The organism is Fusibacter paucivorans (genome assembly GCF_018390735.1).
Taxonomy (GTDB): Bacteria; Bacillota; Clostridia; order Peptostreptococcales; family Acidaminobacteraceae; genus Fusibacter; species Fusibacter paucivorans.
The window spans coordinates 27,248-40,480 of record NZ_JAHBCL010000021.1; the positions used below are offsets into that span (position 1 = coordinate 27,248).

Annotated in this window: 8 protein-coding genes; 7 read left to right on the forward strand and 1 reads right to left on the reverse strand. The window is 41.6% G+C overall.

What is annotated here, in order from left to right; all coding sequences use genetic code 11:
* The first annotated feature begins 16 nt into the window (after nucleotides 1-16).
* From KHM83_RS12510 to KHM83_RS12535, 6 genes are all read left to right on the forward strand, one after another.
* Nucleotides 17-1,723 carry an ABC transporter substrate-binding protein gene (locus tag KHM83_RS12510; protein ID WP_213237361.1) on the forward strand — a complete coding sequence of 569 codons (1,707 nt, stop codon included), beginning with the start codon at nucleotides 17-19 and terminating at the stop codon, nucleotides 1,721-1,723.
* 204 nt (nucleotides 1,724-1,927) lie between these two features.
* Nucleotides 1,928-2,938 (forward strand): ABC transporter permease, encoded by a 1,011-nt coding sequence (locus KHM83_RS12515; protein ID WP_246543082.1) that lies wholly within the window; start codon nucleotides 1,928-1,930, stop codon nucleotides 2,936-2,938.
* Nucleotides 2,939-2,947: 9 nt separating this feature from the next.
* Nucleotides 2,948-3,844 (forward strand): ABC transporter permease, encoded by an 897-nt coding sequence (locus tag KHM83_RS12520; RefSeq protein ID WP_213237362.1) that lies wholly within the window; start codon nucleotides 2,948-2,950, stop codon nucleotides 3,842-3,844.
* A 2-nt stretch (nucleotides 3,845-3,846) separates the two neighbouring features.
* Nucleotides 3,847-4,818: an ABC transporter ATP-binding protein gene (locus KHM83_RS12525; RefSeq protein WP_213237363.1), complete on the forward strand. Its 972-nt coding sequence runs from the start codon at nucleotides 3,847-3,849 to the stop codon at nucleotides 4,816-4,818.
* 13 nt (nucleotides 4,819-4,831) lie between these two features.
* Complete coding sequence (locus KHM83_RS12530) at nucleotides 4,832-5,809, forward strand: oligopeptide/dipeptide ABC transporter ATP-binding protein (protein ID WP_213237364.1); 978 nt, start codon at nucleotides 4,832-4,834, stop codon at nucleotides 5,807-5,809.
* A 337-nt stretch (nucleotides 5,810-6,146) separates the two neighbouring features.
* Nucleotides 6,147-8,255 carry an amino acid permease gene (locus tag KHM83_RS12535; RefSeq protein WP_213237365.1) on the forward strand — a complete coding sequence of 703 codons (2,109 nt, stop codon included), beginning with the start codon at nucleotides 6,147-6,149 and terminating at the stop codon, nucleotides 8,253-8,255.
* Nucleotides 8,256-8,422: 167 nt separating this feature from the next.
* On the opposite strand, the gene KHM83_RS12540 is transcribed toward KHM83_RS12535, so the two are convergent.
* The gene (locus tag KHM83_RS12540; protein WP_213237366.1) at nucleotides 8,423-8,944 is read right to left on the reverse strand and encodes a DUF2179 domain-containing protein; all 522 of its coding nucleotides are present in this window, start codon (nucleotides 8,942-8,944) and stop codon (nucleotides 8,423-8,425) included.
* 315 nt (nucleotides 8,945-9,259) lie between these two features.
* Here KHM83_RS12540 and KHM83_RS12545 point away from each other — a divergent pair, with 315 nt between their 5' ends.
* Nucleotides 9,260-13,228: a response regulator gene (locus tag KHM83_RS12545; protein ID WP_213237367.1), complete on the forward strand. Its 3,969-nt coding sequence runs from the start codon at nucleotides 9,260-9,262 to the stop codon at nucleotides 13,226-13,228.
* Nucleotides 13,229-13,233 lie beyond the last annotated feature (5 nt).

A 13,233-nucleotide genomic window follows, 5' to 3' on the forward strand; every position in this document is an offset into this window, starting at 1 on the left:
AAATAGGAGGATATGCATGATGTTCAGAAAATTTAACGTGTTAGCCATTGTTCTTGCAATGATGATTGCAATGACTGGCTGTGGGGGATCCAGTTCAAACACATCCCAAAACAGTGATGCATCAGCATCAAACAATGCATCAAGTGATGCAGGCAATACTGGCGCTGCTGCTGCGAAGATTATTCGCAGAAGTGTTTCGGGTACGCCTAAAGTCGACCCGGCAGTGGGCAGCGATGGTGGGAGTACATTGGCAATGGTCAATCTGTATGATTCGTTGGTTTATCCAGTTGCAGATGGCACTGTAGAGCCGTCGCTTGCGGAATCATGGGAAGTCTCTGATGATAATTTGACGTATACGTTCAAAGTCAGAGAAGGTGTCAAATTCCACAATGGCGATACCATGACGGCAAATGATGTTGCCTTTTCAATGAATCGTCTGTTAAAAATCGGTGAAGGGCCCGCTTATTTATTTGAGGGTTACGTAGAAAGTGCAGAGGCAGCTGATGACTCAACAGTGGTATTCCACATGGTACAGCCATTTGGGCCATTCATTGAAACATTAACGAAGCTTTACATTGTCAATGAAGCACAAATTATGGACAATCTTGTTGCTGATGGCCCTTATGGCGAATTTGGCGATTATGCAAAAGAGTACATGCTGACACATGATGCTGGGACAGGTGCTTATATGCTCGTCGATATCCAGCAGCAAGGATATGTGCTGGCAGATCGTTTCGAAGATTACTGGCGTGGATGGGATAATACCGATGCACCGGATCAAATTAAATTTATCGACAACGTTGAAGCATCAAGTGTTCGGACGATGATTGGCAATAGGGAACTTGAAATAACAGATGAATGGCAGTCGACAGAAAACATCAATGCCATGAATAAAATTGAAGGGGTTGAAGTTGCCGTCATGTCTACAGGGATGACGCAGAACATGATGTATAATACAAAGCTTGCACCAACAGACGATGCAAACTTTAGAAAGGCATTAAACTGTCTATTTGATTATCAAATGATCTCAGATAAAATTCTCATCGATTCACCTGTTTCAGTAGGTCCAGTTTCAGCCAATACACCTGGTGCTTCGACAGATTTAATGCAATATACCTATGATATTGAAAAAGCAAAAGATTATCTTTCAAAATCCAAGTACGCGAATAATCTTGCAGATTATCCTGTAGAACTCTTCGTCAACAGCGATGTTGCAGACCATGAAAAAATAGCGTTGGCATTCCAAGCGGCAGCGCAGCAAGCAGGCATTACTGTCGATATAACAAAAGGCCCTTGGCTTGCTATTCAAGAGCGTGTTGCAACTGTTGAATCAACGCCAAATATGCTTTGCATCTCTGTTGCACCGCATTATATGGAAGCGGGTTCAATGCTGGCAACGCGATACCATTCAAATTCTGTCGGAACATGGGAACAGGCAGAATGGCTGCAAAGCGATGAAATTGACGGCTTAATTGAAGATGCGCTTGCAACAACGGACCGTGCAGCACGATTCGAGCAATATGATGTAATTCAAAAGAAACTGGTTGATATTGCGCCAACCGCGTGGCTGGTCGATTTGTCCGAGCGTCATATTTACCAAAGTGCCTATGTGTACTGGCCAGTTGCAGAATCTGCAAAAGAGGGCACGATTATAACGTTGCCGTTAGGTTATACGGAAGATTACAGACTCTTTAAAGTATTTCCGGATCAGATTCCACAATAGAATGAGATAGACCCCCTTTGCGAGTGATCTGCCCGCAAAGGGTATTTCTTTTTAGGTGAGAAAATAGCATCATTCAAATTTTAATCCTTTCACGACAATAAATACGATTTTCAGCATACGAAAGTGCAACATTTTGTCGCGAAGGATCAACGAAAGGTAATGATGCCATTTTCTTAGGTAACAAAGTGCAAAAGGAGGATTTGAATGTTACGCTTTTTGTCAAGACGATTACTTCAAGGCGTATTTGTAATATTCGGATTATCAATCTTCATTTTCGTCATCTCCAGAATCATTCCGGGCGATCCCGCTAAAATGGCATTGGGGCCAAGGGCTACTGAAACCGCCGTTGAACAGCTTCGTGAAGAAATGCATCTGAACGACAGCATACCGGAACAATACTATTATTGGATTACAGGAGCGCTTAAAGGCGATTTAGGAAAATCCGTCAACACCAAACGTGCCGTTGTCGAAGATGTCAGCGAATTCTTGCCGGCAACGATTGAACTCGTTATTGTTTCAGGTATCATACTGATCGTTGTCTCGCTGTTATTAGGTGTTTTAGCGGCGCGCTACAAGGATACATGGATAGATGCGCTGATACGCTTTACTGCATATATTGGCATTGCGATTCCATCCTTTGTCATGGCTATTATATTTTTGCTTATTTTTGGTTTGGTATTACAGTGGGTTCCTGTACTCGGGCGACTTAGCCCCGGGATGACGCCGCCGCCGACTGTAACGGGTTTGATGATGGTAGACAGCTTAATCGCTGGCGACATGGCAGCATTTTGGGATGCTTTTGAGCACATCATACTGCCGGCTATTTCATTAGCATTGGGCGGTTTGTTACAGGAAGCCAGAATTTTGAGGAGCGCCATTTCGGACAATATGGGAAAAGAATATATTGCTGTCGCTAGAGGCTACGGTATCCCAAACAATAAAATAATGAATAAGTATTTACTCAAACCCTCGATGATTCCAGTTGTCTCGGTTATGGGTTTGGATCTTGCTTCCCTTATGGGCAACGCATTTTTGGTTGAGAAAATTTTTAACTGGCCTGGTTTATCGCGTTATGGTCTCAATGCCATGCTGACAAAAGACCTGAATGCCATTTCGGCAGTTATTCTGATAATCGGTTTGATGTTTTTAGTGATCAACATCGTGGTCGATATCATTATCGCCGCTTTGGACCCGAGAATAAGATTGGGGGACTAGGAGATTACGATGGAAAATCAAGGAAGAATACACAAAAATACATTTATGAAAGAATCGACAAGAGAAAATATGCGCATGTACTGGTATAAATTCTCTAGAAACAAATTATCTGTTCTCGGTTTGCTGTTAGTGATCAGCTCCATTGTCATCGCCATCTTTGCGCCTGTTATTGCACCATTTCCACAACACGTAGAAGCATTTGTCGACTATAACAACGCAAGCTTAGCGCCAAGCAGCACATACTGGTTTGGAACGGATATTTTTGGGCGCGATATTCTGTCTAGAATCATTTTTGCTTTTCGTGGAGCGCTTTACATGTCGATTATCGTTCTCGCCATCGCAGTACCGGTTGGTACGCTTTTAGGACTGATCGCCGGCTATTTCGGCGGATGGTTTGAGGTGGTTATTATGCGTCTTACAGACATCTTTTTATCGATACCGGCGATTATTCTGGCGCTTTCGATCGCATCAGTACTAGAACCAAATCTGACGAGTTCTATGATCGCTGTTACAGTAATGTGGTGGCCTTGGTATACACGCATGGTAGCGGGGATGGCAAAATCTTACTCAAAGGAGTATTTTATCAAAAATGCCGAACTGATCGGTGCTTCAAAGTTCCATATTTTATTTCGGGAGATCTTGCCAAACTGTATTTCGCCGATTTTGACAAAGATGGCACTGGATGTCGGATGGGTTATGCTCATCGGCGCAACACTCAGCTATTGTGGCTTGGGTGAACAGCCGCCAACGCCGGCGTTTGGACAAATGATTTCTGATGGTTCAAAATATATGCCGGACCTATGGTGGATGACTATCTATCCGGCAATGGCGATTGCCTATATCATCTTAGGTTTTAATCTTTTAGGTGATGGCATATCCGACATGTTTAACAAAGGGAGACAGTAGTTATGACGAATGAATTATTAAGCATCAAAGACCTTGAGGTATGGTATAAAACATATCGTGGGTATGCGAAAGTCGTCAACGGCGTCAATCTGACAGTAAACAAAGGAGAGAAAGTTGGCGTCGTCGGCGAATCAGGATGCGGCAAAACGACGACGATGAAGTCGATTTTGCGGATGAATGTACAAAGTGCATATGTAAACAGTGGTGAGATATTGTATAGCGGCGAAAATATATTAAAAATGAACGAAGCGAAGCTTCAAGAGATCAGGCGGCGTGATATTGCCATGATTTCTCAGGAGCCTTCCGCAGCGCTCAATCCCGTTTTTACAATCGGAGAGCAAATACGAGATGTCATTCGATATTCAGATACAAAGAAAAAGTTTACAAAAGAGGAAATGCAGTCAAAGGCCATTGATGCAATTAAAAGTGTTATGATTTCGGATCCGGAACGCATACTGGCTTCATATCCTTACCAGCTTAGCGGCGGTATGAAGCAGCGTATCTGCATTGCAATGGGGCTTGTCGTTCCAAGAAATGTTTTAATTGCAGACGAGCCGGGAACGGCACTTGACGTCACTATTCAAGATCAGATACATCGTTTACTTCATAATTTGGTAGAAGAAAAGGATATGTCGCTGATCATGATTACACATTCACTTGGCGTTGCAAGAGAGCTCGTTGATCGAATACACGTTATGTATGCAGGTGACGTTGTCGAAGTGGCAAAGACGGATGACTTGTTTAAAAAGCCGCTGCATCCTTATACCATCGGCCTTCTGGATTGTGTACCAAAGCTATCCGGTGGAGGGATATCAGAGGGGATTTACGGTTATGTGCCAAGTTACATTAACCCGGCACCGGGCTGTCGATTTGCATCAAGGTGTCCAAAGGCAACGCAAATCTGTCGTGAACAAAAACCGAGCATGACGAGCGTTGATGCAGAGCACAGCGTTGCGTGCTTCAATTATCAATAGCAAAGAGGCAATTATGAGTAAAACAGTATTACAAGTGAACCATTTAAAGACCTATTTTACGGTCGATAAACGCAAGAATCTATTTGTAAGAGCTGTCGATGACGTTTCCTTTTCAATTGATCAGGGCGAGATTGTTGCACTCGTCGGAGAATCTGGGTCAGGTAAGAGCACCATTGCCTATACTATTATGGGCATGTATGAGACATCTGGCGGCGAAATAATATTTGATGGTGAAGACATTGCCAATAAAAAGCGTACCTTTGATTTTAAGAAAAAAGCGCAAATTGTTTTTCAAGACCCTGGTTCATCGCTTAATTCACATCAAGATGTCAAAGAAATTTTAAGTTTGCCGCTAAAAGTTCATAAAGTCGTAAAGCCAAGTCAGTTAGAAACGAAAATTATTGAGACATTGGATCGCGTTGGCCTGTCAGAAGATTTTATGTATAAGTCACCTACGGCGATTGGAGGAGGCGAAAAGCAGCTCGTCTCTATTGCGAGGGCGCTTTGCAGCAATCCTGAATTCATCATATTGGATGAGCCGACGTCGAATCTTGATGTCTCCATTCAGGCTAAAATTATCAACATGCTGCTAAAATTACATGAAGAACAATCACTTTCATATCTTTTTATTACACATGATTTAAGTTTGGTGCGCAATATTTCGACAAAAGTTATCATTATGTATCTGGGCAAGATCTGTGAAATTGCCAATACAGAAGAATTTTACGGTAATCCGCATCACCCGTATACGCAAATGCTGCTTTCGGCTATACCGGTTGTTTCGGAAGAAGAGGAGCAGCTAAAGCCATCGAGAATACGTTCAACAGGTGAAATACCATCCCCTGTAAACATACCAAAAGGATGCAGTTTCAATACGCGATGTCATCGTGCAGTACCATTATGCTTCGAGGAAGACCCAGAGATGATCGAAGTCACAAAAGGACATTTTGTCAGATGTCACCTCTATGGCAAATGTAAACCAGAACTGTAGCGTGTACCCTTTCACGTCGTTTCAGTATACGATTTCAATAACCGTTATCACTTTGCTCCAGAAAGCGGCAACATGTTGTTGAACCGATAAATAATACTCGTAGGACACATTATTGTGTTCTGCGGGTATTTTTTATCTCGTTGTTGTTCAATTGAGGAAATGTGAATGATGTAATGTCCTCAATAATCAATGATAGTGGTATGAATATTTCAGATGGTTAAAAAAATAAAATCTTGCGACCGCTTTCGGAGGATGGTACGATATTAAAAAGCATTCAGATTGAATGCAAAACAGCGGAAAATAATCAAAAACAAATAAATGAAAATGAGGAAAAGACATGGAAAAAAAGATAGGTCTTAAGACGCTTGAAGGCGTCTATACGCCGACATTATTAACAATTCTCGGCGTTATTCTCTATTTGCGTCTGGGCTGGGTTGTCGGCAATGTTGGTTTTTTTGCGACAATACTCATTATCCTCCTTGCGCATGTCATTACTTTTGCAACGGCACTGTCAATGTCCTCAATGCTCACCAATATCAAAATCGGTTCTGGCGGTGCATATGCAATTATCACGCGGTCTTTGGGACTTGAAATGGGTGGTGCGATTGGTGTGCCGCTCTATATTTCGCAATCGATTTCCGTAGCCTTTTACATTACCGGTTTTAGCGAGCTGTGGGTGAATTTTTTTCCGAGTCATTCACAGATTATTGTTGGCGTTTTAACGTGGGCGGTTCTGTCAATCATCTCACTAAAGAGTGCTAAACTCGCATTTCGCATTCAGTATGGCATTCTTTTAGCCGTGATCCTTTCATTGATTTCCTTTTTAATGGGTCCAAACCTTAATACAAACGGGATTGTCATGCAGGGAACGTTCGAAATGGGTTCTTTTTGGACGACATTCGCTGTCTTCTTCCCAGCTGTTACAGGTATACTAACAGGCGCTACAATGTCAGGTGACCTTGAAAATCCAAGAGAAAGCATTATTAAGGGAACGATTGGTTCTATTCTGACCGGTTTAATCGTTTATATTGTTGTTGCATACTGGTTTGCGCATCAAGCAAACCAATATGACTTATTGCATGATACTTCAATTATTTTTAAGCTCGCACGGGTAGAAGCGCTAATCATTGCAGGTGTAATGGGAGCGGTGCTTTCATCGGCACTGTCAACATTGGTCAGTGCACCGAGGACGTTGGCAGCACTTGCAGAAAATCACGTTGTGCCATTTCACAGGCTATTGTCAAAAACGAATAAGAACGGAGAACCCTTCAATGCTATTATCGTCTCATCTGCCATTTCGTTAGGCGTTATCATTGCAGGCAATCTAGATAGTCTCGCATCGCTATTGACGATGTTTTTCTTAACGACATACGGCATGATAAACCTCGTCGTTTTTTTAGAACAAGTGACGGGAATTATCAGTTATAGACCCAGCTTGAAAATGTCAATCGCCGTACCGATTGTTGGGACAGTGGGCTGTTTTTCTGTTATGCTGCTCATTAACCCAGTCTTTTCAGTGATTACCTTTGGCGTCGTCATGGTGATTTACTCTGTCCTGAAAAAACGTCATTTAGCGTCGCCGTATGGTGATGTCAGAGGTGGAATCTTCATTGCCATTTCTGAATGGGCTGCTCAGAAATCTGCGGCAATACCGTATCACCCTAGACTGTGGAAACCTTCTATTGCAGTACCTGTCGAAAAACCGGAAGATTTTAAGCGCTTGACGCGCATTATTCAAAAACTCGTCTATCCGTCGGGGCGGGTCTATTATATCACTTCTCATAAAGAAGCGGTCATTGATGAAAATCATGATCGTCGAATTGACGAAGTACTCGTCCCCCTAAGAGAAAAGCAAATATTTGTACAAAAAACGACGGTTACTTCTGAAAAGTTTGCCGATGTACTCGTGCCGACACTTCAATGTCTTAAAAGTTCTTATTTACCGCCTAATATTATTTTGCTAACAATCAGTGATGACCATGAAAAGCAAGAAAAGCTCAGAAATATGGTTTATATGGTAAAGCCTCTAAAGATATCCGTGGGCTGCCTGTGGCTGCATCCTAAGTTCGGCATGGGCAATGAACGAACGATTAATCTCTGGCTGCGCGACAAGAGTCCCAATAATGATTTAGCAATTCTCTGTGCGCTTCAGCTATCCCGCAATTACGATGCCGAACTCCATTTATGCCGTGTGATCAGTGCTGAGAGCGACCGCCGAAAAACAGAGGAGGACTTAATGGCGTTTATTGACGAAGCGAGATTGCCTGCCAATACAAAACTGCGCGTTATGAAAGGCGAGTTTAAGGCACTGATGAATGAAAATGGTGCCGATCTTAATATTATCGGAATGCCTTATGATTTTGAGAGTATGCTTCGGATTATCGATTCCAGCAGCAGTAGTATTCTCTTCGTTGCATCAGGCGGACTTGAAAACGCATTGGTATAGCCAAAACTGTAATCAATCATGACTGATCAGAAATAAAACGATAATATGACACAGACTGATACGATAAAAATAACGCCCGACATCATCCGCTCACTTTTTGAGCAGCTGGTGCTGGGCGTTTATTCTGCCATATGCTAAATTTGGGCTATTTGCATCGAAAGGTGTTGTTAAATTCGCTTTCGTTTCATCAGACTGAGAATGTAGCCGCCCTTGAAATGTTTTGGCTCATAAAAGATGACAAAAGCCGACGGCTCAAATTTCTCAATGATCGCAAGCAGCTCTGATTCACGGTTGCGCTTGGTGAGGATGTCTAAACGGTAACGGGTACTTTCGCGTCCTTCACCTTCAAAAATAGTAACACCAAATCCGGTATCTCTCAGAAATTTGATAAGTTCTTCGTTTTTATTACGAATATTGACGATGGCAGATGTATAGCCGATAGCCAGACGGTCTTCTACATGAATGCCAACAATTAAGCCAAGGCCATAGCCAAGTGCATAGACGATGAGTCCCCAGAATGTTTGATTGCCTGTGAGAACTAATGACAGACCAAAGACGTAGATCAAGCATTCGATGATGCCAAAGACGCTTGTCAGCAGCGTCATTTTTTTTACCATGCTAATCGTGCGTAGTGCCAGCATTGGAACATAACATAGCTGTAGAATAAGAATTAGAGCGAGTTCTTTCATAATTGCATTTTGCCTCCCAATCATTGCCTAATCATCATAACAATTACCGATAAAGTACTTGTTTTATTCTACCATTCATGTGATAACGCGTAAAGGCTGACGTACTTTCTTCTTTATGGTCGATGGGTTGACAACGCGTAATTATAGAAAGTAAATCGGGACAGTGTTTTATTGATTAAGCTTATAGACTGTGTGAATTTATAAGTATATCGAATTGTTCAGCAGGATTGGGGTATAATAACATCATCGGAATAAAGCACAAATATCCGTGATTGACGCAATGACATTCATTTGATATTTAGGGGGGCGTATTGATTGGCGAAACGTTTATCGAATAGCGTGGCGATAGCAGCAATCGTATGTTATGCTTTCATTTATATATTGTTTTTTGCAATGCAAAATACAATGGCTTTGTTGCTTCTTAAGCCGGTTGCCGCCGTTATGGCTGCCGTCTTTTTGAAGTTTTTTGTTCAAATGACACCGGAGCATGCCGCAACGGAGAAAAGCATTCGAGTAACATTTCTCATCTGGATTGTTGCCGATATTTTTTCAGTGATCAACGCATTTTTTTTCCATGCAGTGAATCCCTTAATACTCAACATTGAACTGAGTCTTTACCTGCTGGTGAGGATTAGTCTGTTGATCGCTTGTTTGAAATTGTACTTGGCACTGACAAAACATTATAATCGATTTCAGATTATTGCAGATGTTTTGACCATTGTCGTGTGTATTGCTACAGAAATTTGGCTGGTATTTTTAAATGTACGGGCTGAAGGAACTGTCATGCGCAATTGGATGTTAATCAGCCGCGGTGATGAACGAACGATCATTGCATTTTTATTTTTGGTCAACGGTATGATGATAATGGGAACGCTGTTAATTGCTTGGTTTCATTTTCAAAAAAAGGCAATGACACTGGGACAGCGAATGATTATGATCAGTGTTGCCGGGATCGCGGCTATTGACGTAATGTTGGCGTTGAACCCTCCATTATTGCTTGGCAATGAAAGCGTTGATGCAATGAGAATAGGTATGGTCATTCTATTTGGCATTGGGGCATTGCTGTTTAATCAATATCAGCATGCACTCCATTTTTTAGCCAACCGAAATGACCACTCAAAGTATGGCATGTGGGAAAATGCGTTATACTTGCTTTCCTATCCGCTTTTTTTGGTGGTCATTATTGGATTTGATGCGACGATTCTATTGTATTTCTCTTATATTGCCTTTTATGTTGTCTCTTGTCTTTATGTAAAGCAAATTGAGGTTACAAATCAATTGCTTGCTGAAGAAATAAAATATAACAAACAGCTGAAAATATATTCTGATGTTATTGACCAAGCGCCAATGTCTATTGTCATAACCGATATAGAAGGCAATATTGAGTATGTCAATCAGTATTTCTCCGATGTAACAGGTTATACCCCGGAAGAAGCAAGAGGGAAAAATCCAAGAATTCTCAAATCTGAAAAAACACCGTCAGAAGTCTATACGGCTTTGTGGGAAAAGCTGACCAATGGCGAAAAGTGGGAAGGCGAGTTTATCAATATCAATAAGCTTGGTCAGGTTTATGAAGAACGTGCGATTATATTACCTGTCAAAAATGAATCCAATAAAATAACGAATTATGTTGGCATTAAAGAAAACATTTCTGAATCCAATAAAATTCGCAAGCAACTCTCTAACCAAAGTTATTTTACATCCCAATTACTCGATACGATTCCCAGTGCGATCTTTTATGTTTCAGCAAATGATATTTTTTTAGGGGCTAATGCAGCTTGCAAAAGTATTTATGGGGTTCATGATGAAGAGATGATCGGTATGAAACTAGAGCATGCGCCATGGATGAACGGAGAGCGTTATCAGCATTTTGTACAAATGAAGCAAGAAGCATTGCGTCAAAAATCACCATGTACGCGTCAAGTTCAACGCCAAACGGGCTTTGGGACATTTGCGAGCATTTTATACAGTGTTAGTCCATTTTATCTGGCAGATGGCCGCGTTGGCGGCTTCTTGGCTGTGATGACGGATATTAGCGATTTGAAGGAGAAGGAAGAAGCGCTTGAAATAGCACTGAAACAGGCGAATGAGGCAACAGAAGTCAAATCTCAGTTTTTGGCGAATATGAGCCATGAAATTAGAACACCGATGAATGCCATTATCGGCATGTCCTATCTTGCTCTCAAAACGAACTTGGATTTGCGGCAACGTGACTATATTAATAAAATTAACACGGCGGCAAACGCATTGCTTAGAATTATCAACGATGTTCTGGACTTTTCTAAAATTGAGTCTGGGAAATTAGATTTGGAACATGTTGCATTTGACTTAGATACAGTGGTTGCGGATTCGATTAACCTGATGGTTCAGCGGGCACATGAAAAACAGCTTGAGTTCCTCTACCATCTGCCGATTGGTATACCAAGGCGATTAAGCGGGGACTCATTACGCCTCGGGCAGATTTTAACCAATCTAGTCAGCAATGCCGTTAAGTTTACGCAGCAAGGCGAAATTGAAATAGATGTCAGCGAAGTAGAACGGCGAGAAAAAGAGATTTGTCTGAGATTTGAGGTCAGGGACACGGGTATAGATATACCAAAGGAAAAAATTGATAAGCTCTTTGATGCTTTTACACAGTCAGACAGTTCAACAACTCGTCAATTTGGCGGAACGGGACTGGGCTTGACAATTTGCAAGCAGCTGGTCGAAATGATGGGCGGCAGGATTTGGATAGAGAGTATCGTCGGCAAGGGCAGTGTCTTCAGTTTTACCGCATGGTTTGAAGTTCAGGAAGAGGATCATTTACAACAGCAGCTCATAGAAAACGAGGTCAGTGATATGAAAGTTTTAATCGTTGATGACAACAGTGCGGCACGTGAAATTATTTCCGAATATTTTTATGCAATGGGTTTCCAAGCAAATTCAGTTTCTACGGGTGAGGATGCCCTGTATTTAATTGCGGCGTCAGACAAAGCGAATCCTTATGATGCTGTTTTTATTGATTGGAAAATGCCTGAAAGTGATGGAATCGATGTCGTCCGAAAAATTAACAGCTTGGAAAATCTGAGACACAAACCTGCAATGGTACTTATAACGGCCTATGATATGAATGAAATGATGAAACAGGCTGAGGGGTTGGGGGTGTCTTATTTTCTTGCGAAACCTGTTAACCAGTCAACCCTATACGATACCATTGTCAAAATTGGAAAGCCGCATACCGTATCAAGTGATGAAGTCACTAAGGATATTCGTGATGAAACACCTCAGTATCCATTAGCCGGCCTCCACGTACTATTAGCAGAAGATAATGAAATTAATCAACAAATAGCCTATGAACTGTTAAATGGCCAAGGGGTAGCGGTTGCCATCGCAGGGAATGGTGATGAAGCCATTGAGATGTTTAAGCATGCAGAGGTTGTGTATGATTTAATTTTAATGGATTTGCAAATGCCGATCAAAGACGGCTTTACAGCTACAAAAGAGATCAGACAGATGAATCAAACGATTCCAATAGTCGCCATGACGGCTAGAACTATGCTTCAAGAAAAAGATTTGTGTTATCAGGTTGGTATGAATGCGCATATTGCAAAGCCGATTAACCCAGATGATCTGTTCAAAACGCTTTTAAACTGTGTGCCGCCCTCTCGTTTAGAGGAGCTCACAGTAGTTGAAGCAAATCATTTAGAGGCAGATGAACACCAGATTCAGATTGATGGTATAAATACTGCTGATGGACTTAATCGTGTTTCAAATAATCTAAAACTATATGAGAAGTTATTAAGAAATTTTGTTTCGAATCATAGCGACACAGCCGAAAAAATAGAAAATGCTATCAAGAATATGCAATATGATTCCGTTGAACAGCTCTCTCACATGCTTCGCGGTGTAGCGGGAAATATTGGTGCGGCAACTATACAGACATTGTGCGCGTCAATGGAGCGAAATGCAAAGACAGTGAAGGATTATGCTGTTTTAATCAGATTAAATCAGCAACTGAAAGCTGAAATACACCATGTAACACAAGGTATTATCAATGATCCATGCTTTAATGACGATGCGACAGTGTTCACAAAGGAAAATTTGAACGCCGGTGAAGTCATTGGTAAGCTTTTACAACTGCTTGAAGAAGGTGACAGTGATGCAAATGAATACTTTGAGACCATTCGACAAATTGTCAGAGAACGCTTTGGACCGCAGGGTTGCGATCAAATCGCTTTATGTATAAACAATTATGTTTATGACGAAGCGATACAATTGTTGAAGACGCCGTTAGAAGAGGAATGAGGCAT

What these genes read in the sequence shown, in the direction of transcription:
- KHM83_RS12510 (WP_213237361.1), top strand. Translation starts at nt 17, where the DNA reads ATGATGTTCAGAAAATTTAACGTGTTAGCCATTGTTCTTGCAATGATG.
- KHM83_RS12515 (WP_246543082.1), top strand. Translation starts at nt 1,928, where the DNA reads ATGTTACGCTTTTTGTCAAGACGATTACTTCAAGGCGTATTTGTAATA.
- KHM83_RS12520 (WP_213237362.1), top strand. Translation starts at nt 2,948, where the DNA reads ATGGAAAATCAAGGAAGAATACACAAAAATACATTTATGAAAGAATCG.
- KHM83_RS12525 (WP_213237363.1), top strand. Translation starts at nt 3,847, where the DNA reads ATGACGAATGAATTATTAAGCATCAAAGACCTTGAGGTATGGTATAAA.
- KHM83_RS12530 (WP_213237364.1), top strand. Translation starts at nt 4,832, where the DNA reads ATGAGTAAAACAGTATTACAAGTGAACCATTTAAAGACCTATTTTACG.
- KHM83_RS12535 (WP_213237365.1), top strand. Translation starts at nt 6,147, where the DNA reads ATGGAAAAAAAGATAGGTCTTAAGACGCTTGAAGGCGTCTATACGCCG.
- KHM83_RS12540 (WP_213237366.1), bottom strand. Translation starts at nt 8,944, where the DNA reads ATGAAAGAACTCGCTCTAATTCTTATTCTACAGCTATGTTATGTTCCA.